Below are 25364 nucleotides of genomic sequence, written 5' to 3'. Positions count from 1 at the left end.
GGGATGCAAACTTCGCGACTTAGGCCAAGCAAAAAGCTCTCTGCGGCATGCAGAGAGCTTTTTGTCGTATCGCCGCTTGACGGATACGGGCTTTGCCGTTACTGCGCGTACGGCTTGCGTCGATCCAAGAAATAGCCTACCGCGGTCGAGAATTCGATCTCGGCTGCTCTCAGTTCATCCAACGTCGCGGCCGTTTCGAGCACTCTTTCGGCTTTGCGGATCGCGCGGCGAAGATCGCCGAACGCGGACTGCGGATACTGGCCGGGGCCGATTCCTTTCGGCAGGTCCATTCTTTTCCAGCCGAGATCGATGCTTGCTTGTAGCCTCCGGTATTCCGCGCTGTTCTCGATCGGGCTGTCCAGCGTCAATTCGTCGACCAGCTTCCCGTACTTGACTTCAAGGTTTCCTTCGGCCATCTTTACTTGATTGAGCGTATACCCGCCCGGCGCCATCTGTTCCAGGAGGGAGGCCGCTTGTTCGAAAGCGTTCACCGAAGCCGTATAACGGTCGGCGCTGCCGCTCAAGGCGTTCAATCTCGTTTGAATGTCCGCGCGGTATTCGGAAGCGAGCTGTTGATACCGCGACGGTTCATAGGTTGCAAGATCGGTCGCTTTGGCGGAATTCGGCAGATAAGATTCTTTGTAAGCCCGGACATACCGGCCTTCGACCTGCGAACCGAGCTGACCGGCGTACTCCTGCGCGTCCCAGACCGCATGCAGTTCGGCTCGTTCCGACGGGGTCAGCTTGCTTTCGTCCCGACCGATCCGGTCATGGTGATAAAGCACGTACGCTAACGTCGAGAACGAACGTTCGACGTCCCGATCTTTAATGAAATGATCGATATAAGCATGCAGCTTCCGCTCGTACTCCTGTTTGAGCGCGGACAGTTCCGCGCTGCCGGCGGCCGGGTCCATCGTCATCGTATACGCCTTCTTTTGAACGGCGATCAGATCGTAATACTTGTAAGCATTCGGATTGTAATCATAGTTATAAGAACCGGTCAAGTCCAGCACATTATCTTTCATGTCGTTCAAGTAAATCAATTCGCTCCGGATCGGATCGGTCAGATCGACCGGCGCGGCGGCCGCGGAAGAAGCCGCCGGCTCCGCCGCGCGGACGGAAGGCGCGTAACCGAAGCCGCTTACGCCGATTACGGCGGCCAGCGCGGCTGTCGAAAGGCGGGTAATTGCTTTGCGGTTGGAACGATTCAAGATATATCCTCCTTTGCGATCGTCGAATTTAACGGCGAATCAACGCTTGATGCTGTTTCTGAATGCGTAATCGGCCAAGAACAGCTTGTCCAAAGCAGCGGCGAAATCGGCGCGGGAATCGCCTTTTTCCAGCGCGAGCTCGGCTTCCTTGATCGCTCGGCTCAATGCGCCGAAAGCCGAAGCCGGATACTGCCCGGGCTGTATGCCTCTCGGCAGATCGAGTCTGGCTTTGGCACTTTCGATCATGGACCGCAGCTCTTTTTCTTCGCCGTACGGCCGCACCGGCACGTAAGGGTCGAACGATTCGATCGCCTCTTGAGCTTTAAACTGCGCATAGCCCGTCACCATTTCGACCAACTTGACGCTGGCGGAAGCGTTCAGCAGCTGCTCCACGTCGGAAGCGGCCTGCTCGAACGCCTGCAGCTGAGCGGAATAGTCTTCCGTGCTGCCGGCTGCCCGCGCTGCTTGAAGATTCCTCTCCAGCTTTTCTCGGGCATAAGAGACCATGGCCCGGTATTGTCCGGGCGTACTCGGCGCCTCGACCGTATAGTCCTTCAGTACATCTTGGGCATAGATTTCTACGTAAGCGTCCCGATAATTCTTATCCGTCGGATTTTTCGCGGACCGGGCCTGCGCGAAAGTCCGATCGATGACATCCAGCGTATGCCGGTCTTCCGCGGAAAGCTCGCTATCGTCGCCGATTCCCGCCCGAATGGAAAGCTGCACCGTATACAGATAGTCTTCGACCCAGAAACGGTCCAAATAGCGATCCATATAATCGTCCAGACGAAGCTTGTACGTTCTCGCGATCGCTTGCAAATGCGCCTGCGAAGTCGACGGATCCATGACGGCCGCATAAGCCTCTTGTTCCAACTCCAGCATCTTGTAATACTCGCTCGTCATAAAGGCGGATGATTGCGCCGGGTACGTCGAGATCACCCGGAGGGCGTTAAGGTCGATCAGTTTGCTTCTGGCCGGATCGCCCAGATAAGCGAACGAAGCAGGGACGGCCTGTTGGACGTTTTGCGTTTCTTCCGCATGGGCGGCCGGAAGCACGCCGAATCCTCCGAAAGCGACGGCGACGGCAAGAGAAGCGGCAGACAGACGTGTGCCGTATTTCCGAACGGTTCTATTCAATGGGTTTCCTCCTATGTATGAGATAAAAAGGACAGTTTTTAAAGCATTTTGATCCGGAAAATGTGCGTTCCGCTTGCTCTTTAACCTCCTTGTTCATTTTTTGGAACTTCCTCACATATATAAACAAAGTTTTAAAGCTTCGAAGCACAAAAAAACCCTCCCCGAAAATTTATCGGGGAAGGCGCGCTGCGTGTTTGGACTTTCGTTATGCGTTTCGGCTGTTTTTGAAGTCGGATACCGCTCGGGCCAAAGCCGTGCGGGCATTCGTCAGCTGTTCCGCCGTTTTCGACGTTTCCAGCGCGCGGTCCGCTTTTCCGATCTCCCGTCTCAGCGTGCCGATCTTGGAAGCGCCGTACTGCCCTTTTTCTTTGCCTGCCGGCGAATCGAGCAGCGGCTCCGCGGCTTGAATCGCTTCCGCCAAAGCCAGACCTTCCGTCAGCGCGGCGTAAGTCGTTTCCACGCTCGACTTCGCGGCATCCAGCACGTTTTTGCCGGACGCTCCGGCAATGGCCGTTTCGAGCGCTTTTGCCGACGTATCGTACGCTTTGCGCAGATCGCCGACTTTGCCCGCGCCGACGCCTTGAGATCGCGCTTCGATATTCGCTTCGTACTGCTTGAGCGCGTTCGTATAATCGGATGCCCGGAACGGCGCGATATCGTTCGATTCCGACGCGCGCATCAAGAACTGTTTGTACGCGGACAAAGCGCCGTCTTTGGTCGAATTCGCCGAAAGTTTGCTCTGCGCTTCTTTGATGCCTTGAAGCATCAGAAGCTCCGCAGCGTTCAGCGCGTTTTCGGCGCGGCCGTTCATCGTCTCGTTCAGCTGTCCGGCCAGCGTCTTTTTCACCGCATCGGCGCTGCCTACCGCCGCGTCGTTATAACGGTCCAATGCTTCTTCGAGCTTGCGCGAAGTCGAAAAGACGCGATCGGCCGGCGCATTCGAATCGGAAGAGACTTCTACCGCCCGGTTACGCGCATCGATCAACTTCACGTACTGCTTCTCCGACGGATCGAGCGGGAACTGCGCCTCGGCTTTGAGACTCATGATCTCGAGCTTGATAAGAGCGGAGCGCGAAGCGGCAGCCGAAGATTTTTTCGGATCCGCTGACAAAACGGGCTGCACGACGACCGCGTCCCCTTTTTTCGAAGCCGAAGCCGTGCTTACCGGAATGACCGCCGAAGCGGCTTGCGAATTCGAAGGCGCGACGGCCGAAGAAGCAGAGACGTGCGGCGACGGCGAAGTCTTGGCGACGGCCGACGCATTGCCTGCAGCGGATGCGGATTTCGCCTGCTGATCGGACGATTCGCCGGCAAACACGTGAGGAAGGGCGTAAACGCCGCCTGCCGCGATCGCGGTCGCCAAAACGGCAATCGGCCACCTGCTGCGTTTGTTGGGCTGTTGCTTTTCCATTCGAGTGCCTCCTTGTATGTACGGTATTGTGGTTCTACCTCCTTTAAACCACTGAAGCGTCGACGAACCGAAAAAAAGCCCCTCTTTTCAGAAAAGGCCAAGAAAACCGGTTAGATTCTATTGAATATTTCAGGGAATTTTTCAAAAATGGGGGCAAGGCGGGTGAACACGTATTTGCCGCTGCCTATTCCGATCGGAGCCTCGATTCCTCGCTTCGCGTGTCCGATCGCTTTTTCATAGTTTCCGCGGTTGAAATAATATAAAGCGATGTCGATGCAAATGTCTACGTAACGGTTCAATAAGAGCGCCGGATTTTTGTCGGAACCGAACTGTCGGTAAGCATAGTCCTCCATTTTTCGGTCAAAGCGCTCCAGCAGTTCATCAATATCTTGATTATGGGTAAGTGCGAATTGCAAGATGAAAGAAAAAACGACTAAAATTTCGTCCGGGTTTTCCTCGATTAATTTTACGCATTCGAACAGCATGTTTTCGTTTCCCAATCCCAACTCCCTATAAACGGCGTTCAGATTGGCATAAAATTTAAATTTTTCGACTTCCTTCATTGCCCGGTCATCCAAATGGGGAAATTCGCTCAAGTCTGCATATTTTTCGTTGTAAGGCTTGGATTCGGCATATCGTTTGGATATAAACAGTAGACTTTCCCGGGCAAGATAACTGTAGCCATAATACACGACAAAAGGATACTCCATTCCTTCGGGCGATTCTTCCCAATTCGCGCTTTCCGCTTGATCGTATAAAAAATGAGCCAACGAAGACAAGCGTTCTGTCCAATTCTCGGCTTCTTTAACATCATTCAAAGCAAAGTACACGTTGATCAGCTTCATCGCCGCGTCTAATTGATGATGGTGAGGCAGCTTGTCATAAAAAGGAACAAATTTTGTCGCAGCGATCAGATTCGATTCGTTCTGCTCGTTCACGCCGATTCGAAATAAACGGTAATGGCTGACAGCCAAGCGCTCGGATTGAATATGCTTTTCGTGTTCCGTGCAATATTCATAAAATAAAATCGAAGGTTGGACAAATTTCTCGGCGTAAAGCTTTTCGGCCGCCGAAAATGCAATCTCGCAAAGGTCGATATCCGCATCCTTGCAGCGAGACCATGTTTCTTCTATGTATTCGGTAAATCCCAGCTCCCCGCATCGAACCAAAAAAGGCTCCAGTCTGCTGCGACTCGGCTTGCCGTAATAAAAACACTCTTCTATATAATACTTAAACGCAGCTCTTTCCTCGCATTGGAGAACTTGAATAATTTTACGGAACAACGAAAAAGAAAGCGGCTTGGAAGCCTGTTCCCGCAAAACATTGCTCAATACCCCGCGGTTCAAGCCCGCCTCCTGCGCAAAAGCGGACAAATGTTCATGCCGCTGCCGAATTTCCTGACGCAAAAAGGCACGTAAATCTTCGATTGCCATGGTTATCCTTATCCTCCCGGGTCCAGCTTATAGCAAAAACGCCTGTGTTTCTAAAAAGGACGCATCCTTTTAGACCCAAGGCGTTTGTGAATTCCATCCTTTTAGACCCCTGCTATCCCATTTGCCGATCAAACTTTGCTATGTAAAGCAATAAAAATTTACAGCAACGTGCTTACCATTCGCCTTGACCGGGAATCGTGCTTGCCGAATACACTTTGACGGTCGACTGCTGGGCGCTTGAACTTGCATGGGTTACGCCGTAATTCACACTTCCGATCAGAGCGAACGCGACAAGAGCGAGAGAGAGCTTAGCCATCATTTTCTTCATGTTCTGAAATACCTCCCAAAATTTTTTTGTATTGCTGCTGTTGTTCTGCCGAAGCGAAGTCTCTGTATCTTTCAAACAGAGCCGCCAGTTTAATGAACATGCTCTTATTGTTTATTCTAACAACTGTTTCCATTCCCTTCAATACAAAACCAAACATTTTGGCATATTCTTTTCTTTCCAAGAAATAAAGAGAAGATTGATAACAAATGTCACAGTAGCAGTTGAACGAAATGATCGCCTTGTCTTTTGTAAACGTTCTGGACAAATACTTTTCGATCTCGCCCGCAAACCTTTCGAAAACAAAATCCGCCGAATATTTGTATTTATTTGCACTTTTTAAAACGGAAGAAGCAAATTGAAGCAGTTCGTTGGGATATTGTTCAACAAAAGCAGCGCATTCCTCCAATATTTCTTGGTTCCCGAGAAGGAGTTCCAGATTCAAGCGGTTGGCACGTGCGTAAAACGCGAACTTTTCCACTTCTCTTCTCCCTGCTTCGTCCAGGCCAACAAACCAGCTTAAATCTTCGTAAGCTTCGATATAGGTCTTGGCCGCCGCAAATTCGTTTCGATGAACATTCACTTCCTGCATGGCCATCAGTCCGTAACCGTAATAGACGACTAAAGGGTATCTGGTTTTGAGAGGGATGTAACCTGCCGAAGACTTGCTCCTTTGTTCTTCGTTACGGTACACAATTTGGGAGAACGAATACAGCTCGCGGGAATAACGTTCGATCTCTTCGCGCTTATCGAGCGAAACGTAAATATTCACCAACCTCATCAATCCATCCAACCGCTTATCGTCAGGGAGCTTATCGCAAAAGGGTTCGAACTCAATTGCCGCGCGGAGATTCTGTTCGCTGTTGTCGCCCAGCGCGGCCCAAAACAACCGGTAATGGCTGATCGCCAGACGCTCGGACTGATGGTATTTCTCGTTCTGCACGATGCATTGATAAAAGACGACCGATTGTGCGATTTTCCCGTCCGCGTACAGCGCTTCCGCGATCTCGAATATCGTCTCCAAATGCCGCAGATCTTCCAACAGCCGGGACAGCACGGTCTCGATGCAGCCGACTCGGCCCAGCTCGGCACAGCGAATCAGAAACGGCTCGACCCGGCGGCGGTTCGGCCTTCCGTCGTAGAAGCATTCGTCGATATACCGCTCGAACATCCAGCCTTCTTCATGCCCGAGCGCCTTGGCGATCCGTTCCAGCTGGTTGAGCGAAATGGGCTTGGGCGGGTTGCTGTTCAAAATCGCGCTGAAAATGCCCCGATTGATGCCCGACCATTCGCCAAACTCCGAAAAGTTCATTCCCATCTCCGCGATTCCCTTCTCAATTTCGGAACGCAGCGTCATCGTCATTTCCATCTCCGCACCTCTTTCGCTTCAAAACCGCTTCTGAGCACGCCGCTTATCAGTTAATCCTTCCCTTACAATTAATTTACAATATACAGAATAAATAAACGTCGGTCAATTTGTTTTTCGTCCCGGATTTCGGTCGTACGAAAAGGCAAAAAAACAAGCAATCGCAACGTTTTTAAAATGGAAATCGCCTTGCCGCAATGACTGAGTGGTCATGCATTAAAATTCATTTTCTTGTTAGACGAATTCAGCTAGTAATAATGCGGAAATATCGGTTTTGCTAATTATTCTCCTTCCCGCGATTACGGCGGGCTGCGATAAAACGCGCAGTTCATACGGCGCGGTAGATCCGCATACGGCGAAGCAAAGCGAACTATCGGCCGTTCTCGGCATGCTGATCGGGCGGTGACGACTGTCTGCGGTTTTTGACGTAAAGGCCGACGTTGATCGACAGCCCGACGACGAACCAACCGATATAGGTCAAATAAGCGCCGTCCTCCGGACTGAAATCTTCGATCGCCGCAACGTTTAACGTGCGTAGCGAAAAAACGTATGGGCGGCATACAAAAAAATCGGCAGTCGTTCTTCTTATAAGCAAAAACGCATCCGCGCGGAGATTCCTCTCGGCCGGACGCGTTTTGGTATAGAATGTTTTTCTTCCGTTTTATTTCGACTTTTCGTCGGAATCTTCCCCGTCCCGATGGATCTCGGACTGAGACAATACCGAGCCTGCCAGCGATTTTTCCTTTTTGTCCGCTTCCTTGTCCTGAAGAACCTTGGAAGCTATCGTCGACAATTTCGACGAGGAGTGCTTGCCGTCGTGGTTGTTGGACATTCCTCTCACCTCCGATAGGGTATAAGAAAGCAGTAACCGGAATGAAAGGCCGGGAAACAGGAAACTGCAGGCCGCTTCGTTATATGCCGAAGAAGACCAATTCCCAATCGACGCCGGCATGCAGAACAACAGGCGCCCAGATTGTGCCCGTCCGCATGCGCATATACCCGAGCAACAGACTGATCGGCAGCAGTTCGAGCGATGACAGCAGCGCATCGTTCATCGGCATGCCTCCGATAAGAATACGCTGCGGGACATGAATAAACGCCATGACCAGCGAAGCCAGCAGCCAGCCGGGAATCCGTCCGAGCCAGAACTCGAAGCGCGGCTGGACATAACCGCGAAAGATCCACTCTTCGGAAAAGCCGACAGCCGCATATAGAGGCAGCGCCCAAACGAAGTTCATATCGAACATGTCCCATGCTTGGCGGAACGAAAATCCGTTTCTCCACAGATCGACAACGATATACGCAAGCGCGGCCGCAAAACCGAGCAGCAGTGCTTTTCCCGACCCTTCTCTTGAGACGCCGGTGCTGGACCAGCTTTCGCGCAGTTTCCATTTTATCGTCAAAAAAGGAACCATGATCAGGACGCTCATCGAAAACTGAAGCAGCAGCTTTCCCGGCGTGTATAGGACGGGTCCCTCGGAAGACTTCAGCCCGCTATGACGAAGTGCGTAAAGCGCCGCAATCGCGATAAAGACTTGCACCAATAGGGCGATCCAAATTAACAACAGCTTGTGCCGGTCGAACCCCGATAATCTCGTGCTTTGCGCTTCATGCAATCCGAATACTTTACCGAGTATGTACACCAAGCCGGCCAATCCGAGCGGTATCACAACAACGCCGATCCAATCCAAATCTGCTCACTTCCTTTTTGGGGTTGCTTGCTTTTATTGTAGCAGATTCGGTTGAAGGGAAATGAGGCGATTGTGGAGCGGGTGTGGCGTTTTTTGTTATTCAAGATTTCTTTAAAACAGCTCTAGCTGTCTCGGTTCACCTAAATAAGCGATTGCTTCCGGCTCCAGATCCCGAAAGTATGCCTGATTCATGTTCTGTCGCAGATCTACAATCTGTTTGCCTGAATCCCCCGCCACGCTTCTCAGCCGGCAGCTGTATAGGACTGGGAAATAATCTCGTAAGAATTTACCTTCCGCATGCGCCGTCAGAGCAATCATCTGAAACCCTAATTGCTCGGCGATATAGAAAACAGGACTCAGTACGTGCTCGCTTGAAGCTTTGCCAAACGGATTGTCGAGAATTACCGATCGATGTCTTGTCATCTTGCTCTGAATCGGCTGCCGCTTCTCGGCTACATAATTGAGAAGACCCAGAAAAAGCGCCATATTCTTGCTCCAACGCTCACCGCCGGACCAAGAGTTCGACGTTTCCCAGCTGTATGCGGCAGACGTGACCCGATTGTCGTTGCTCACTTTTCGGCATTGAATACGAATCGCGTTGTCGCCCAGTACTTTGAGCAGCAGCTGCCGGGAGTCGAGCCATTTTTCAAGATCTTTGCGTACGGCAGCGCCCTGAGGTTCCCCCTGATCGTCTATATATTTCGATCCGTCCAATTGGCGGCCGATCCAATCGATATGATCCTGGATTTTCTCGCGAGCGACCTTCTCCTCCCACTGCGGAATTCGGAACGAATAAATTTCTTTGGTTCCTTCGCTCGTTTTAACTCTCGTCTTTTTCGGAATTTCGCCAAGTTCTTGAGCCAACTGCTTCAAATGATCGTGAATGCGCGTGATATAATGCTGCAGCTTTTTATCCTCGGCTTGCATATGCGTTTCGGCCACCTGGTTGGCACGCAGTAAATTTTGCTTGAGCAGCCGTTCGAATTCCTGCAGCTCGGCATATTCTTGAGTATCGGCGACTCCGTTTTTGGCCATCTGACTTTGCTTGAGATCCGCAACCTGTTTGTCGCAAAAATCGATAAACCGCTTTTTGACGATGTTGACTTTGCGCCTCTCTTCATCGACATTATGCTTTTGTTCTTCGAGTCCGCGTACAGCAGCTTTGCTGCGCTCAAGCATATCGTATAGCCAGTCGTTTTGCTCAGAAAAAGTTAGTTCACCGGATTCCGCTTTTAGCATCGGATCTTCGACGTCGTGTACCAGAATGTGCTTCAGCCACACTTCCCGTGCTTTAGAAATACCGGCATACTGCTTTCGGGCTGCTGCCATAAGCTCGTTCAGACGATTTTCCTCTCGCTCCAAACGCAGCTCTTCTTCAACTGTCTGTTCTTCCACACGGCTTAATGGTTCAAGGAAAACCATCGAAACTTTGCCGTTGAACTGCTCTTTATATCGTTGCTGCTCCGATTTCAAAATTCCGGACTGCTGTTGATAATCCTCGTTTCTTCTTTCTTTTTCTGATAAGAGTAAGGCTCGTTTTTCTGTGCTGATTTGAAGCTTGTTCGACAATTCTTCAAGATACTCCTCCGCGTGCAAAGGAAGTTCAAGCGTCCGATCCAGAGAAGGATATTTCTGAAGATTGCGTTTCATCGCCTTGTTCGCTTGCTCCTCAGCCGTACGATAGCGCTCAATCTCCCGTTCTTGGTTAACGCGATCTGTCGCAATCTTGTCGCGCCGCCGCTCTAACCTCCGCCGGACTTCTTGCAGCACAGGCAAGGTCAATTCACTTTCTAACGGCATTTCGGCTACGACCGATATATAAAGCTCTTGCTGCCGCCAATATTTAAGATCCACAGACAAACTATCCAGTTGACGCTCTATCTTTCTGCGCTCTTCCGTCCGTTCTGATACTTGATGCTGTGCTTCCTGAAAAGTCTGCTCCTGCTGCTTGAGCTTGACGAACAAATCTCGACGGTTCCGCTCAAGTTCAGTGGTTTTTCGTTCAAGCGCCAGATAGCGATTTCCTTGATCCATCTTCCTTTCAAGAGCGATAACCTGCTGTCTGGCGATCTCCTGTTTTTGCTGAAGCTCTTTCTGCTCTTGTTCAGTGCGAATTTCGTCGGCAGCTTGAGCATCAAGACGTTTTTGCAGAGCATTTTCCCGAGCTGCAAATTCGTTTCGACGCAGTTCCGAGGCATGGCGCTCTTCGTTCGGGTACCGTTTCAGCAGCTCGGAAAGCCGGCGATCCCCTTCGTGCCACTCCTGAAGTTCGTGTTCTTTGGCGATTCGCGCACGTTCTGCGTGTCCTGCACGTTCTGCCGCCCCGCTTTTCCAAACTTCGAATGCAGCCGTATCTTCAATCGAACGCCACAGCAAGGGTTCAATCCAGTTTCCGTCATCCGAATCAGAAGCTCCGCTTCGAATATCTCGGGCTTCGTCCACGCTGAGCACTCGAACCGGAAACTGAAGACGATCCGCGATCTCAAGAATTTTATTCTTCAGCTTCTCCGTTTCATGAGTCGTCGTAATCAGGGTTAGCGCCCAAAGTCCGCCAACATCGGGTTCTTCGTGCTGCCGGGCATATTCGATGCCGGACTGCAGCAGTGAGAACTGACCGCTCCATTTGCGCAGCAGCTCGGCGGCATAAGGATCGGCGAAAAAAGATTCCTGCTCGCCGTAATCGTCCACATGACGCCGAGCCAGCCGTTCCTGACGATACAAGTCTGCTTTTTGCGCTGTTTTGGTTTCAATCTCTCTCATCATCCGCTGGCGAATCGATTCCTCTTTTTCCGGAATAGAGATCAATCTGGCCCATTCGGGGCGAAGCGAAGTCAATACGTTCCTTACTTCTTCATGATCTTCGGTGTAGCGACGATAATCGGCTCTCAGGCGGCTCAATTCCTGCTGAACTTCGCTCAACTCGGCCCGACCATCAGCCAGCATTACGCGAAGCCGTTCCCTCTTTTGTTCAAGTTCGCCCTGCTTGGCATGACCGGCCAATAACTCCTGTTCCAAACGATTGTATGCTTCATTCCAAATCGGCAGTTGATGTTCGACCGATTCGGTCAGCGGATTATCCAGGATGTCTTGGGCCAACTCTTGAAGTTTCTGACGATCCTTTTTGATCTCTGCTTCGGTTTGCGTATTTTCGCTTCTCAATCGGTTCAAAACCCGGCTCTTTTCAGCGGCGTCTTTATTGAGTTCAAGAAGCTGCCGATTCATCTGTTCCAATCGAATTTGTTCTTGCCGCTCCTGCTCCAACAACTTTTGTTCATGCTCTGCGAATACCGCTTTCAACTGACGGGCGTTTTCCCGCCAGGCGTTTTCGAGTTCCGCTTCGTCATCCGAAATCTCCATCTGGGCCAAGAGAAACTCGGCATGGCGCAGATTCTGCTCCGCTTCTCGCCTTTTTTCTCTTTCCTGCGCATATTCGATCGAAGCACACTCGCGTTCCAAGTCTGCCAAACGTTCGTTTTGCTGTTCCAACTCTTCTGCGGATTCATACAACAGGGTTTGAAGACTTTCTTCCTTTTCTTGCGCTTTGGCAATTCGAAGAGACATCCGTTTTTGTTCCAAGACTTCCCTGTCTTCCGCAAGCTTTACCATATGACGCTCCAGTTCGTTCATGCGCTCCAACTGCCGGGCTTCCGACTGCTTCACATAATTCCAAGCGGAGAAAGCAGACCGGCGCAGTTTGAGATACTCTTTTTGCTGCTCATCATACAATGCGAAACCCTGCACATATCTTTCCAACTGTTCGATAATCCGCTGATTGGTCTCAATCTTCAGCTTCAGCTCCCGATACTGCTTGAAGCCGTCCCGCTGTGCCTGGAATAAATTCGCAAAGCTTTTCTGATCGTAACCCTGCATCGAATTTTCGATAGTCGGAATAAGCAGCCGATCGACCAGATTGGACGTCGTTTTACACTCTTCGAAGAAAGCTTCTACGCCGCCTTCGTTCGAATTGATCTTGACGACCGCTTCCCATTCCGTCGCCACGATCTGCAGTTCGTTTTCCAGATGATTTCGGTATTCTTTGATCTTGTCGAACTGCTGTGCCTGGGTCTTAAACCGCTGAACCATCGACTGGTAATAGTCCTGCATTTCTCCTTTGTCGCTCGCCCGAGTTCCGCTGTCGCTTTTTCGGGTAAAAGGCAGATTCGTAATCCCATGCTCGTCCTGATCGCCGTATTCATAGACATAACGGTAAGAGTCCAGACTTCCCGAATTCATAAAAAGAGTCACGCAGGTGACGGCATAACGACGGCGGGGCTTATCGGCCAGCAGCCATTCGACCGCGATATGCGCCGGCCCGTTTTCGAGCTGCAGCGTCTCGCGCATTTTGCGTCCGGCCAGATCGGTATGCGGAATCACCGCCTGCAGCGCCGCCTGAATAAAGACCGTTTTGCCGCCTCCGTTCTCCAACACGATCGCGCTGTTATGTCCGTCGAAAAAAAAGGTGGAGTCGTTATAGCGCTTGGCTCCTGCCTCATAAACGACATTGGTAAAACGAATTTTAGAAATCGCCGGCATGACTCTGCTCCTCCTTTTCAGCCCGATCAGCATATCCGTACAAAAATTCAAGGATGCCCCGGTTGTATTCCGTCTCCATGAAGTAACGCTGGACCACGATTTTCGTTTTTTCGGTCAGCCCCAGCTCGTTCACTCCGACTTCAAGCGCCAGCTCCTGATGCAGCAAAAAACGGCGAACGCTGTCCAGAAAGCTTAACCGGCTGTTCGTCTGTCCGCTCTGCCTCTTGGCGCCTTCCTTGATGTCGTCGATGGCATCCCAGCGCTTGACGATCTCGCTCCACCGGTAACCGTGATCGATACTGTCCTGCTCCAACTGCTCTTCGCCGCGCTCCTTGATTCCTTCCATTTTATCGCGCATCAGGTTCAGCCATTCGTCCACGCTAAGAAAACTTCGTATCGGCTCGGCCGTCTGGTAGCTGTCGTAAAACGCTCCGATCCAGACGATCACCGCCACGTACAGCAAATAAAGGTCGGCATTCAGCGCTCCGGCTTTCAGATAATTTTTCTTCAATGCGTCATTGCTCATATGAAAAGGCGAAAGTCTGGCCAAAGGGATCAGCATCAGCTGTTCGCCTGCCGCAATGACCGCGCAGTCCGATTCGGCTGCGAAACGGTCCACTAATCCTCGAATCCGGTCGTCATTTTCATACAGTTTCGTTTGCTCGGCTTCCGCACGCCCGGACTTGGCCAGTTCCACATAAATGCGGAACGCTTTCATAACCTCCTGCTCGTCAAATTGCATGATTCCCCTCCGTTCGCTCGATGATCATATCCTGAATCTCGTACCGCTGCGTCACGCGCAGTACTTCGCCACTTTCCGTGACATTTAATATCCTTCCCTGCAGTTCTTCGCCGATATCTTCCTGCAGTCCGCTGCTCCCTCTGGCCTCGCCGCCGGAGTCCGTCCATCCTCTGTCCGAAATCGGGCTGCGCTGATGCAGGATCAACCAGCAGTCGTAGAATCCACGGCTGCTTAGCAACTCTTCTTCCCCTTGTTCGCGCAGCCATTCGATAAATTGATTCAAGTAAACCATCTCGCGATTCTTTTCGTCGAAAAAGGACATTAATAATCGGACGATTCGAACGATGCCAATCCTGCGCTGCTCCGCAAAAGCATCTTCTTCCGCCTCGTCCATCTCCATAAAAGCGGCCTGTCCGCCGGATTCTTCGCCGCGTCCGGCCAACTGCTGCTGGGCGAACACGGTCAGCGGCGACCATAGTTCTGCCCGCTCCAACCCGATGAAAGGCGCAATTACTCCCTGCATGCTTTCGGGCGGAAGCAGCTTGCCGAAAATAAACGCGCCGACCTCCTGCTCAAAGCTGAACGCGTTCATTCCGGTATAATACATCGACTCTTTGGCTGCCCGCAGCGCCTGATTGCTCAGTTCGTAACTCTGCTGCAGCAGGCGGGTATGCTCGTTATGTACGCCTTCCAGCTCGGTCCCGATCCGCAGAATCAGCTCGTAAGCTTTCTGGTTGCGCGGCAATTCGCGGTCGGCGTAGATCCGCTCCCGCGTTTCCCGCACGAATTCCAGCAGCTCCTTGAACTCCTCGCTTTCCCGGTTCAGACGGATGTCGATATCTTCCAGTAAATTTTTGTAGCGTTGAAACGTATCTTCGGACACGATGCTTCGCTTGATCTCGCTCTCGATACGGGAAATGCGCTCACGCAGCGTCTCCACATCGATATGCATCTCGTCGATCTGACGCAGCGCTCCCTGGAATTCGCCTTTCTCCAGCTGCTTGCGCAGCAGAAGCTGGTGGATCGAAAGCTGAAACTCCAGATAGAATTCCTTGGTCGCAAACACAAGCTCCAGCCCGTCTTCGTCCAGCGTGTAATACTGCGTAACCGTCTGGGAGTCGTGGCCGTCCGCTTTGAGGATCGAAGTTCTCGCCGTGCGTTCTTTCCCGGTGTTCAGATCGAAAAAAGTGAATTGGTGCCCCAAACCGTCTGCCGGGCGAAATACGCGGATGATGCGGCTGACGATGTCTTTGATATCGGAGGCCTCCAGCCGGTACAGCCCTTGAGTGGCTTCCGTCAGAAACTCTTCGTGTTCTCTGGCACTCGTCTTGCGGCTGCGAAGCAGCTTTTTCTCGAAAAAGAACAGCAGGGTCAGCATGCCGAGTTCCATCATGGCGATCGGCTTGCCGTCGAGATCATTTTTTCGCTGACGGCCCAACTCGAACAACGGATCAAATAACGCCAGCTTGTCCATACGCGAAGGGAAGTCCGCAAGGACCGCGTTCACGTCGACGTCTGCCGCTATTCGTTCGCGCCGCGAATTCTGTTCCTGTCCTAGGTCTCGTTCCATACCGACATCCTTCCTATACGGTGCAGTTCTTCCGCAGACAGTACTTCCTGCGGAATATAACGCCCTTCATTCAGCAGTTCGTTCAGCCGCTGGGCTGATTCATCAGGGAGATGCTGCGAGAAATCGCTCAGTGCGGCATGATCCTGCCTCTGATTGGACTTGCCTGGCACCGCATCATGCTGCAGAGCCGCTATGTAAAACGGTGCAGCCAGCCGGATATGATCGTACCGCCGATTCAGGCTGTGCCAGATCCGGATGCCTTCCCAGTCGAGATCGCCGAAATAATAAAAGGTATGATGAACATGCGGCAGCGGTACCTGCTTGGCAAACATCTGCAGATTGCCGACAATTTTGTTACCCGAACCGTAGATCACGGTGGCAAAAGGAAGATCGTTCAACCTGCCGAGCAGCGCGTGGAAGGTCGCTTTATTTTCCACAATGAGATGGGAAGCGCGGGAGCCGGAGATCGGAACGCTGCTGAACAGTTTCGGGTGGATGGCCAACATTAGAGGGTCGCTTGCCGGAAGAATGCGCATAGAAGCCCATAATCCAGTTTTCTCAAGCAGCTCCCGGCCGCCCTGCTCATCAATCCATTTCTCGTCTCCGGTCAGCGCGAAGCTGCGTTCGGGGGCTGTGATCTCGTCTTTCGGCAGTCCGTGCTGCGTCAGGTACTGATGGATTTGCCGGATGCGAGGCAGGTCGGCCTCCCATTCTTCCGATGTTCGTCTGTAATAAACGTCCAGCTTGATCGCTGGGTGAAGCTGCTGGGCAGCCATCTGAATGATCGACACCTGATCACGACGCAGCTTCTGTAGATGAATTCGGTAGCGGTAGGCTAGCGAAGGGGTTCGTCCGTTCCGGCCGTGCGATTTAACAGGAATCAGCACCCCGTCCTGTTCCAATTGGAGCAGGGCTTCGGCAAAGGCCGGATAGTCGACGACTTGACCTACAAAAGCGGACTGCAGCTCGGCTAGATCGATATTGGATTTACGGTGGGATTCAATGAAGGAGAGCATGAATGTGACAATATCGGTTTGTGGCATGAGACCTCCCAAAATAAATTGGAGCGTATGTTCGTAATCTTACTGCTATCTAACTAAAGATATTATATAATAAATCCAGTTAAGGAAATGTCGGGAGGAGGAAATTTTTGTGGAGAAACCGCGATTGTTTATCGGTTCAGCGCGCGAATCGATGAACTATGTAACCGCGATGCAGGAACAGCTCAGTTATGACTTTGAAGTAACGCCTTGGACAGCCGGTGCTTTCGGAGCAATGGAGTATACGATGGAATCTCTTCAGCGACAATTGGACGAGCACGATTACGGGGCTTTCATCTTTTCGCCAGACGATCTTGTGCAGCATCGCGGCCAGTTGGTATTGGCAGCTCGAGATAATACGTTATTCGAACTCGGTTTATTTTGGGGCAAATTGGGGAGAGAACGCGTTTTTTGTTTAATTCCTGATTCTGTTCCTAAGCAGATCGAAGGACAGGAAATCGACGGATTCCACTTGCCTTCGGATATGGAAGGACTCAATGTTCTTCGTTACGAAGTCCGACCGGATCGCAGAAACGATCAGGCTGCAGTAAACGTGGCATGCGGAAAAATCACAGCCATCGGAAAAGAGCTTGGAAAAGTTCAACGTGTCGAACAGCAGTTGGAAGAAGTCGCAGCACTCAGCGAAGTCAAAGATCAACTCATTTCCTTTTTAACCGATCTGATGGGTCCCGAGATTCTGCATGATCGTTATGAATCTCTCTACCTAGCGATCCGCAATGCTTATAGGCTCGATGTACTGCCGGGATTTTCAATCTCTCAAGGCGCCATCTGGAAAGTCAAGGACAATGAGATTTTTCAGGTAGCGGGAGATGCAGGCAAGGGAAGAACTTATTCGCTTCAATATAACGAGGGTAAAGATGAGCAAGAATGGGCGCGTGTGGTAGAATGTCATCATACAAAAGCGGTCCAGTTTAACTATCATGCACGAATCGCGTTGAAAAACGTCTATCTTCTATGTTACCCTTTATCTAACAGGATGGTGATTTCCTTGCATCTACGCGGCCGGGAAGACGTATCTCAAGCTGATTTCGCGCGTCTCACAGAACTGAACGAGGAGCTAATGGGTACCGTCGATTATTTATATGGAGGGGATGAAGCATGAGACAAAAATCGAATAATCATAACCTCACTAGATCGGGCAGTTGGTCTCCCACAAAAGCGAGAAAAGTTCATATGCATGCACGTCCGGGAAAAGCGAAATTCTCGCAGCCGGTTCAGCATAAATCCAAGTTGCTGTATCAGCAGCCGGCGGAATATAAAGTGCCTGGGTTTTTGAAGGATTTACTGGAAGCCAAGTAATGTACATGTTATTAATGATTGTTTATGTATGAACGCGTCTAAGAGGCCGATTGGGCTGCTAGGCGCGTTTTTGATTTCGACTTCAATCGTTCAAGACCTGCTGCAGTTCATCCGCAATCTCTTCGATCGTCATGGTTGTCGTGTTTGCTGCCCTTTTCCCAGCTAACATCGGGCTTTGCTTCATCACTTCATCTTTCGAGATTTTATGCCAGATCGGGAGAATGACTTTTGATCCTTCCATTTCGCGGCCGACCAATCCATCCAACTCAAACTGAGTCCAATTCTTTTTGAAAAACCATGGAGAGAGCACCACAATCCCGTATTTAGCATTGGCTAGTCCTCGATCAATCATCTGACGCAAACTGTCTCCAAGCTTTATCGTAAGTTCATCGTACCAGACTTCGAATCCTCGTTTTTTCAACTCATCAACCAAAGGTCTTACAAACTCTGTTTTGTCTTCGCTCGCATGAGAAATGAAGAAATCATACTGCTTCTCTACAAATGAATCTGTATCGCTTTGTGTTAACATCGCCTTCCTCTCTTCCTTCATAGCTTGAATCTCATCATGTAACCTTTCATGAAGCTGATCGTTCTCCTGATCTCTTCGCTCCTGTATTCGATCTAGCTTCTTGTTCTCGCGTTCTTTTTCTTTGTCCATGTCATTCTGGTATTTATAAAAAGCCGTCGTTTTTAGAGAAAGCTTCTTTTGCAGATCTGCTACACCTGCGCTCGCTTTAGCCACAGCCTCCTCTTGCTTGGCAATCTGCGAAAGTTTGCCTTTTAAAGAGCTATCACTAATATTCTTACCGATCGATTTGCGCAAGCTGACAATTTTAGAATGGGCATCTGCTTCTTTCTTTTTTTGCTCGCTTATCTTTTTATTTAAATCTGCGATATTGTCCTGGATACGTTTGATATTTAAGCTGATTGTACGAAGCGACATCGTCGTCCTCCCTTTAGAAGCCAAACTACTTAGACTGTGATAAAACTGATTCGGCTAAGGACTTTGCCTTTTTGCCGGAAGACTTGCTTTGCAGGACTTTGGGAGCCAATTTTGACATTTTCGGAGAAGAAGCTTTGCTGCTGCTTTTTTTCGCCATCTTTTTCACCTCCCAAACAAGTTATAACCACATATAGACGAAATAAAACATACGTTCCCTTTAAATTTCTATATGTAGTTTTCGCTTGCTATGATCCAAAAAAAGCGGAATAGAGAAATTTTTTCTCTTTCCGCTTCCTGTATGGATAAATATTTAGTTGAGCTGTTTTTTCAAGTTTTCTTTTAAAAGTTCGATTGCGGACTCTTCGGTAGGATCATTAGTGTCTAATTCTCCGCGGAAAGCTTTTTGGAGAATGGATTGTTTAAGGGCATTCATTCTTTCACTTGTTTGTTGAAGTAGGTCATTTTCTTGTTGCATAGACTCAAAGCTATTTCTAAGCAATTTTACAACCTCAAGTTGTTCTGAAATAGGAGGTAAGTAGATTTTCATCTTTTTGAAGGAATCCAAGCTAATTTTCTGTTGAGCTACACCTTTACTTTTCTCTCTTACTTGCTTTTGAAAGAAAGGCGACTGAATAGCATATAAGGCAAACTCATTAATAATCAATTCTTTATCAACCTTCAATTTAATACAATCTGATGTAATAATTGCTTTAGGTAAGCCTGCTGGGTATATGTCAGCATCTCCAGGAGGATCGCCCATCTTAGTTATCAATATATCGTTAGGTTCTATACTATGAGGAAGCAAAGTTTTCGCTTTTTCTGTCGACACAAACTTTTGCTCAAGATCATAGTTAAAACTCCGAATATTTCTAACGAATACAAGTGGCACCCCTGAGGATCTATAATCTGTAACTTTCAAGTTACTTCCAAATGGACCGATCGCCATAGAATACTTTTCCTTTTTTGCTATTGATTCAATATCAACCAGTTTCCATTGTAGCGGAGCAATATCGTTTAGTTTTTGTTGAGAATCAGATTCGAGATTGGCATGTTTTTGATGCCAATCTTGTGTCAATTCCCCCCGAAAAGCCTTATCCAAAATAGCCGCCCGCCGAAGTTCGAATGATTCTTTAGCTTCATCGATAAGCTGCTTAGCTTCGTCGATTTTGGCAAAGAGGGATTCAATTTTATTGGCTATCCTTTCTTGTTCAGCTAACGGCGGAAGCATGAAAGGGTAATTTTCAAGAAAACTTTTTGGCACTCTTTGCTGTCCAACGGCCCCCGACATTACTGATTTTGCTTTTTTCCTAAAATTCTCAGAGCGTAACAAATAATAAAGAAACTTTCGATTGATCTGTTCAGAACTTCGTAAAACGAAAAATTCCGTAGAGCCAAAACCAAAATCATTTAGTAGATTTTGAGCTATTGCTGTATTTCCATTCTCCATACAAGGAGTAATTTTCGCAAATAAAATATCTCCTTCTTCGAAATACGTATATCCTTTTTTAACTTTTCCAAACTCACGCTGCTCTATTGCAGTTATCTCACCTTTTTCAGGACTTACTGCACTCATAGAAACGAAACTTGTACTTTCATTATCTAAGTAATTAAGTTTTGGTTTTGAAGGACCAATAGTCACGATGTTTCCAAGCTTCACCCAAACCCAATTCCCCGGCACTTCATAGGGTTGCTCCTCCACAGGAATCAGTGCCTCTTCCAACAGCTCCTCCAAACTCTTGCCTTTGTTTTTCACTTTATTCATTTCAAATATCCCTCGCCACTCTCCGCTACTCTCAGAAGCTCCGGTTCTTGCTCGGTTTCATAAACAAGTTCTTCTTCCGCCTCGAGAACACCTTCCGCCGCTTTCAACTCTCCAATCACTTCATTCAGCAGCAGAATCGCCTGTTCCAGCTTCCCGACTGCCGCTTCCGCCGACTCGATCGGGTCCGGCAGATTATCATAGATCGACAGCGACTCGTCCGCGATCAGGCCGATATCCAGACTGTCGTTCTTCTTCAGGATCTCTTCACGCGTAAACACATTCCACCGCTCATCTTGAACAGCTTGTCGATCTTCCGCCTCATATGCCGTCATGAACCCATCGAAATGTGTTTCCGTGAGCGGTGTGCGCTTGCCGAAAGAAGGCATATTGGTTCGCATATCGTAGACCCAGACTTCTTTTGTATTTCCGATATCGCTCTGCTCACGAGTGAAGAACAGCACATTCGTCTTCACTCCCTGCGCGTAGAAAATCCCCGTAGGCAGCCGCAAAATGGTATGCAGGTTGCACTTGTCCATCAAGTCACGGCGGATTTGTGCCCCTACACCGCCTTCAAACAGCACGTTATCCGGCAGTACGACAGCTGCGCGTGCTTTGCCGTTGGCTTTGAGTGCACGGTAAATATGCTGAAGGAAGTTGAGCTGCTTATTGGAAGTTGTAAACGTGAAATCGGTACGCGTAATCCGCTCGCCGCCTTTTTTCGTGCCGAATGGAGGATTCGTGATAATCACATCGTAATCGCGCATATTCTCGCCCATCGTCGACAGCGTATCGCCTAACAGCAGCTCACCGTGAATATCGTGCAGCAGTGCATTCATGGTAGCCAGACGGTGCGTGTCTTTAACCAGTTCTACGCCCGAAAAAGCTTTGTACTTCTGGAAATTCACATCGACTTCGGCGAGATCGAAGTAATTGTCCGTCTGACCTCTAACATACTGGTCCGCCGCGATCATAAATCCGAACGTACCTGCAGCAGGGTCATGCACACGCTCTCCGACCTGAGGTTTGACCAACTTCACAATAATGTCGATCAGGACGCGAGGCGTGAAGTACTGCCCCGCTCCCGACTTCAGTTCGCTGGCATTTTTCTCTAAAAGCCCTTCATATAGATCACCGAGACCTTCCTGCTTGGCGCTGTACCAGTCGAGCGCATCAATCGACTTGACGATCTTCTCCAAGTTCTTCGGTTCACTGATATAAGTAGTCGCATCCGTATAGATTTCTTTAAGCAGTTCGTTTTCTGCTTGGCCCAGTTCGAGAAGCAGCAGCTTATAGAAGTTTTTCAGTTCGATACCGTCTTTCGCAACAAGCTGTTCCCAACGATATTTTTCCGGCACGATATAATCCGAACCTGTTTCCTTCATCATTTTCAGGAATAACAGGTAAGTCAGTTCCGTGACATACTGGTGATAAGTGATGCCGTCGTCCCGTAGGACATTGCAGAGGTTCCAAAGTTTCTGTACGATCTCGCGGTTATTCATTTAAGCCTGCTCCTTCTTCGTGTAGCTGTATAGATTGGTATTGATCTCTCTGACGATCTCCGGCAGTTGGCCGCTGAAGATCTTGTCCAACTGCTTGGCTCCGCCCTGACCGGCAAACGGTTCGTACTGGAAAGCCTGCTCGATATTCGGTCCGAGAACCGGTTCTTTGAGCAGCTGCTTTTCAATTCGCTCCAGCCATTTCTTCTGCATAGGCGGCCATACTTTCATCGCATAAACTTTCTGCATCGCGTGCTGCACCCGCTCCTGCTGACTAACCAGTGGATCACCCAGCGCCTGCTGACGGATAAACGCAATGATATCGGCTGCGATATCTTCGTTTTTTGTTTCTTTCCAAGCCGTCTGTAGACTTTTTTCTTTGTAACCTGCTTGATCCAATTCCAGCCTTAGCTTGCGCAATTCTTCCCGGGTTAAGTCGGACGGTCGTTCACAGATCAGCATCAGAGCCGGAATTTTATTTAAATTCTCCCGGATAAACGCACTGAACCCGTTCAGATAATCTTCGGGCTTCTCGGCATTCCCGTATCCACGGGTAACTCCCAGCATTTCATCGGGCGCATGGGAGATCATCAGCTTGTTCTCGCCATCCTTGTTTTCGTCCAGATACTTAAACAAAGAAGCATACGGCTTCAGCTCTCGAGCCAAGTCCTGAGGAGGAATGCTTTCCACCCATTCCGCAAACTGCTTGACATTTCGTCCATCCGACAGCGCTTCGAAATTCTGTTCGCGTGTCAGCGTAAAATGTCGTTTTTTTCGCTGCAGCTTGGCCAAAATCTGCTCTTTGTGTTTGTTCAAATGCTCCTCGGCAGTTAGGCGCTCCAGCTCGTCGACCAGCTGTGTTACCGTTGTCGAAGGGTTGGCCGCCACCGGCTTCATATCCGTGTAATCTTTCAACGCTTCATAAATGCCGACTGCATCGAAGATGTTGAAGTGATCTTTGCCAATTCGGTCGCACTGCCGGGTTGCCCGACCGAGCATCTGTTCGAATAGTATACGCGATTTCACCCGGCGCAGGAAGACCAGGTTCGTAATTTCCGGTACGTCGATCCCGGTGGTGAGCAAGTCAACCGTAACGGCAATCACCGGCAAACGCTCGTTTTTGAACCGCTTGATCGCGTCCATCGGATCATTGATTGATCCGGTAATTTTCATTATCGCATTGTCCTCGACGCTGCCGTACAACTCTTTGAATTTCTTTTTGAGCATATCGACGACTTTATCCGCATGGGGGTCGGTCGCGGCAAAGATCAGCGTCTTGCCGTCGTCGTCCGGCGAGATGTAGTTGGCCAGCTCATCGATAATGACCTGATTGAAGCTGTCGGTGACCACCTTCGTATTGAATTTCGCTACTTCGATATTCACTTCGTCTTCCATCATTTCGTGGGAAAGCGTACGGGACACCGTGTCGTAGACCTCGACTTCTTTTCCTTTTTCGAACTTAATCCCGTTCTGCTTGAGTTTGGTCTCAAATTGGTAAGGCGGCTCGTGGTCGATCAGATAACCTTCGATAACGGCTTCCGTATACGTATAGGTATAGACCGCGCGGCCGAAGATTTCTGTCGTATGAAGCGCTGGCGTCGCCGTAAGTCCGATCTTGACGGCATCGAAATATTCGATGACCTGGCGGTATTTGCTTACATAATCGTTCTGATCCCGGATCTCGAGTTCCAGGTCGCTCATTTCCTTGTCCAGCGTGTAACCGCGATGCGCTTCGTCGACAATGATGCAGTCGTACTGATCGACGGTCGGCCGATCGCCGTCTGCGCTTCCGAAGAAGAGCCGTTTCATCATGCCCTGCACCGTCGCGATGTGCACTTTGGTCTCGGGATTCGGAATCTTGTCTGTGAGCGACTTCAGTTCATAAATCTCCGTGAACGTATGCTGACTCTCAAGCTTGCTGTCTTTGAACGCAGCTTCGGCCTGCTCGCCCAGCGCTTCCCGGTCGACGAGGAACAGAATACGGTTGAAACGCTTCGACTTCACCAACCGGTAGATCAGACCAATTGCCATGCGAGTCTTGCCTGTTCCGGTGGCCATCGTAACCAGCACATTGCGCTGCTCCTCTGCGATCGCTTCTTCGACGCGCTGTATCGCGGTCTGCTGGTAAGGGCGAAGACGCAGATAGTCGAAATTTTCATCTTTTAATGCCTGCTGTGCCTGGTCGATATCTTGAGCCAGACGCTGCATGATGCCCTCTGGTTTGTACCACCCCTGGAGCGCCTGCGGATGGTTGGTCGGCTTGCGAGCGTCCAGGAACCAGATTCCCGACTTCTGCTCCAACTGCTTCAGATAAGGGCGGCCGTTGGTGGCAAACAGGAACGGAACGAAGTAATCGCCCCAAGGCTCCATAATCTGCTCGTCTCCATGCCGAACGACAAGCCTAGCATACTGCTTTGCCTGCTCGATATCCGACGGAATATCTTTGTTCGCCTTCTTCGCTTCGACTAATCCGACCAGTTTCAGCCCTACAAATAAGGCATAATCGGCATAACCCTTTTTCAACGGCCACTCGGCAATCGCCCGGTTTTTGCCTTTTTCCGGTCTGGCTCCATGCGCATAACGCAGCTGCTCCGTATCCGCTTCCCATCCGGCGTCCCGAAGCTGCTCATCAATGAGCACGCGGGTTTCCCGTTCGGTCAGCTGCAGATTGCTGCCGGTTCGCTGACCGACACGGCGGCGACGGTCCTTATCCGTACTGCTAACCTCGACTTGGGCGGCACGAACAAGTTCCAATTCACGTTCCATCTGCGAAAGCTTGTCTTCATAAATTTGCGTAATCTGCTCCAGTTCGGTTTCGGTAATTACGGTGTCTCGTGCCGGTTCCGTATAGGCCGGAGCTTTGAAGCTGTAGTCTCCGTAAACCTCCATGAACCAGACCGCAATCCGGAAAGACATCTGCAGCAGTGTCAGCGCTTCTCTTTCCGTACCGTAATCCGGATTATGTGCAGCACTATTGCCTTTGGATCTTATGGTATGAAACAGATTGATCATCTCAAACGGGACAATCTGTTCGTTTTTCAGTTTTCTAAGCCGCTCGTTCTGATTGACAACACCGACTTCTTGGATTTGTTCGAAAGCCGTGATGTACTTGGCAATCGTTTCGGCAAAGGTTCGTATTTTCATGATTGCTGTATTCGGATCTTGATAAACGTTGCGTTCCGCCGCTTCGGCGACCTTATCGAGTACTTCCCATTTCTCCGCAAGGAAATTAAAGTTCTGAGACGCCATTTTGCATCCGCTCCTATTTTGGGTGAGTTCTGCCAATCGTCCAGATTAAGTGTAGCAATGCTAATCAAGCAGTGTCCAGCTTCTATGAAGATTGAAAGAATAAAAGTAGGCCGCAATAGGCGGCCATACTTATTT

General features: G+C 49.9%; 18 protein-coding genes. 2 read left to right on the top strand and 16 right to left on the bottom strand.

Going from position 1 to position 25364, the window contains the following annotated elements:
• Positions 1–98 precede the first annotated feature (98 nt).
• The 12 genes from GYN08_RS02195 to GYN08_RS02140 all read right to left on the bottom strand — a co-directional run bounded on the left by GYN08_RS02195 (position 99) and on the right by GYN08_RS02140 (position 16462).
• Positions 99–1211, bottom strand: coding sequence for a hypothetical protein (locus GYN08_RS02195; protein ID WP_166272071.1), 1113 nt, complete (start codon positions 1209–1211; stop codon positions 99–101).
• A gap of 39 nt (positions 1212–1250) precedes the next feature.
• A complete protein-coding gene (locus GYN08_RS02190) occupies positions 1251–2348 on the bottom strand; it encodes a hypothetical protein (RefSeq protein ID WP_166272069.1) in 1098 nt (365 codons plus the stop codon).
• Between the two features lie 205 nt (positions 2349–2553).
• Entirely contained in the window at positions 2554–3759 is a 1206-nt protein-coding gene (locus tag GYN08_RS02185) for a hypothetical protein (protein WP_166272067.1), read from the bottom strand.
• Between the two features lie 110 nt (positions 3760–3869).
• A complete protein-coding gene (locus GYN08_RS02180; protein WP_166272065.1) occupies positions 3870–5192 on the bottom strand; it encodes a hypothetical protein in 1323 nt (440 codons plus the stop codon).
• 172 nt (positions 5193–5364) lie between these two features.
• Positions 5365–5520, bottom strand: a complete 156-nt coding sequence (locus GYN08_RS02175) for a hypothetical protein (RefSeq protein ID WP_166272063.1) — start codon at positions 5518–5520, stop codon at positions 5365–5367.
• Positions 5501–6886 carry a helix-turn-helix domain-containing protein gene (locus GYN08_RS02170; protein WP_166272061.1) on the bottom strand — a complete coding sequence of 462 codons (1386 nt, stop codon included), beginning with the start codon at positions 6884–6886 and terminating at the stop codon, positions 5501–5503. Before GYN08_RS02170 ends, GYN08_RS02175 begins: the two co-directional genes overlap by 20 nt.
• A 658-nt stretch (positions 6887–7544) precedes the next feature.
• Complete coding sequence (locus GYN08_RS02165; protein WP_166272059.1) at positions 7545–7715, bottom strand: hypothetical protein; 171 nt, start codon at positions 7713–7715, stop codon at positions 7545–7547.
• Between the two features lie 79 nt (positions 7716–7794).
• Entirely contained in the window at positions 7795–8574 is a 780-nt protein-coding gene (locus GYN08_RS02160) for a CPBP family intramembrane glutamic endopeptidase (protein WP_166272057.1), read from the bottom strand.
• 111 nt (positions 8575–8685) lie between these two features.
• Positions 8686–13107, bottom strand: coding sequence for a hypothetical protein (locus GYN08_RS02155; RefSeq protein ID WP_166272055.1), 4422 nt, complete (start codon positions 13105–13107; stop codon positions 8686–8688).
• A complete protein-coding gene (locus tag GYN08_RS02150; protein WP_235945709.1) occupies positions 13091–13849 on the bottom strand; it encodes a DUF6063 family protein in 759 nt (252 codons plus the stop codon). Before GYN08_RS02150 ends, GYN08_RS02155 begins: the two co-directional genes overlap by 17 nt.
• Positions 13839–15419, bottom strand: coding sequence for a replicative DNA helicase (locus tag GYN08_RS02145; RefSeq protein WP_235945706.1), 1581 nt, complete (start codon positions 15417–15419; stop codon positions 13839–13841). The genes GYN08_RS02150 and GYN08_RS02145 overlap by 11 nt, the downstream gene beginning before the upstream one ends.
• Positions 15404–16462, bottom strand: a complete 1059-nt coding sequence (locus GYN08_RS02140) for a Wadjet anti-phage system protein JetD domain-containing protein (protein ID WP_166272053.1) — start codon at positions 16460–16462, stop codon at positions 15404–15406. Before GYN08_RS02140 ends, GYN08_RS02145 begins: the two co-directional genes overlap by 16 nt.
• Positions 16463–16571: 109 nt before the next feature.
• On the opposite strand from GYN08_RS02140, the gene GYN08_RS02135 reads away from it, so the two are divergent.
• Together GYN08_RS02135 and GYN08_RS02130 are read left to right on the top strand one after the other, a co-directional pair.
• Positions 16572–17582: a TIR domain-containing protein gene (locus GYN08_RS02135; RefSeq protein WP_166272051.1), complete on the top strand. Its 1011-nt coding sequence runs from the start codon at positions 16572–16574 to the stop codon at positions 17580–17582.
• Complete coding sequence (locus GYN08_RS02130; protein ID WP_166272049.1) at positions 17579–17779, top strand: hypothetical protein; 201 nt, start codon at positions 17579–17581, stop codon at positions 17777–17779. Before GYN08_RS02135 ends, GYN08_RS02130 begins: the two co-directional genes overlap by 4 nt.
• 82 nt (positions 17780–17861) lie before the next feature.
• Here GYN08_RS02130 and GYN08_RS02125 read toward each other — a convergent pair whose 3' ends face one another.
• The 4 genes from GYN08_RS02125 to hsdR all read right to left on the bottom strand — a co-directional run bounded on the left by GYN08_RS02125 (position 17862) and on the right by hsdR (position 25229).
• Positions 17862–18722 (bottom strand): toll/interleukin-1 receptor domain-containing protein, encoded by an 861-nt coding sequence (locus GYN08_RS02125; protein WP_166272047.1) that lies wholly within the window; start codon positions 18720–18722, stop codon positions 17862–17864.
• A 310-nt stretch (positions 18723–19032) separates the two neighbouring features.
• Positions 19033–20484, bottom strand: a complete 1452-nt coding sequence (locus tag GYN08_RS02120) for a restriction endonuclease subunit S (RefSeq protein WP_166272045.1) — start codon at positions 20482–20484, stop codon at positions 19033–19035.
• Entirely contained in the window at positions 20481–21983 is a 1503-nt protein-coding gene (locus tag GYN08_RS02115) for a class I SAM-dependent DNA methyltransferase (RefSeq protein WP_166272043.1), read from the bottom strand. The genes GYN08_RS02120 and GYN08_RS02115 overlap by 4 nt, the downstream gene beginning before the upstream one ends.
• Positions 21984–25229, bottom strand: coding sequence for a type I restriction-modification system endonuclease (gene hsdR, locus GYN08_RS02110; RefSeq protein ID WP_166272041.1), 3246 nt, complete (start codon positions 25227–25229; stop codon positions 21984–21986).
• Positions 25230–25364 lie beyond the last annotated feature (135 nt).

The sequence above is a fragment of the Saccharibacillus alkalitolerans genome (genome assembly GCF_011090185.1).
In the GTDB taxonomy this organism is placed as follows: Bacteria; Bacillota; Bacilli; order Paenibacillales; family Paenibacillaceae; genus Saccharibacillus; species Saccharibacillus alkalitolerans.
This window is presented reverse-complemented; position numbering and strand designations above follow the sequence as displayed.

Bases quoted from the DNA above. Each gene is read 5' to 3' on its own strand.
- GYN08_RS02180 (WP_166272065.1), bottom strand. From the start codon at position 5,192: ATGGCAATCGAAGATTTACGTGCCTTTTTGCGTCAGGAAATTCGGCAG.
- GYN08_RS02155 (WP_166272055.1), bottom strand. From the start codon at position 13,107: ATGCCGGCGATTTCTAAAATTCGTTTTACCAATGTCGTTTATGAGGCA.
- GYN08_RS02130 (WP_166272049.1), top strand. From the start codon at position 17,579: ATGAGACAAAAATCGAATAATCATAACCTCACTAGATCGGGCAGTTGG.
- GYN08_RS02150 (WP_235945709.1), bottom strand. From the start codon at position 13,849: ATGCAATTTGACGAGCAGGAGGTTATGAAAGCGTTCCGCATTTATGTG.
- GYN08_RS02120 (WP_166272045.1), bottom strand. From the start codon at position 20,484: ATGAATAAAGTGAAAAACAAAGGCAAGAGTTTGGAGGAGCTGTTGGAA.
- GYN08_RS02140 (WP_166272053.1), bottom strand. From the start codon at position 16,462: ATGCCACAAACCGATATTGTCACATTCATGCTCTCCTTCATTGAATCC.
- GYN08_RS02145 (WP_235945706.1), bottom strand. From the start codon at position 15,419: ATGGAACGAGACCTAGGACAGGAACAGAATTCGCGGCGCGAACGAATA.
- GYN08_RS02175 (WP_166272063.1), bottom strand. From the start codon at position 5,520: ATGAAGAAAATGATGGCTAAGCTCTCTCTCGCTCTTGTCGCGTTCGCT.
- GYN08_RS02185 (WP_166272067.1), bottom strand. From the start codon at position 3,759: ATGGAAAAGCAACAGCCCAACAAACGCAGCAGGTGGCCGATTGCCGTT.
- GYN08_RS02125 (WP_166272047.1), bottom strand. From the start codon at position 18,722: ATGTCGCTTCGTACAATCAGCTTAAATATCAAACGTATCCAGGACAAT.
- GYN08_RS02170 (WP_166272061.1), bottom strand. From the start codon at position 6,886: ATGGAAATGACGATGACGCTGCGTTCCGAAATTGAGAAGGGAATCGCG.
- GYN08_RS02165 (WP_166272059.1), bottom strand. From the start codon at position 7,715: ATGTCCAACAACCACGACGGCAAGCACTCCTCGTCGAAATTGTCGACG.
- hsdR (WP_166272041.1), bottom strand. From the start codon at position 25,229: ATGGCGTCTCAGAACTTTAATTTCCTTGCGGAGAAATGGGAAGTACTC.
- GYN08_RS02115 (WP_166272043.1), bottom strand. From the start codon at position 21,983: ATGAATAACCGCGAGATCGTACAGAAACTTTGGAACCTCTGCAATGTC.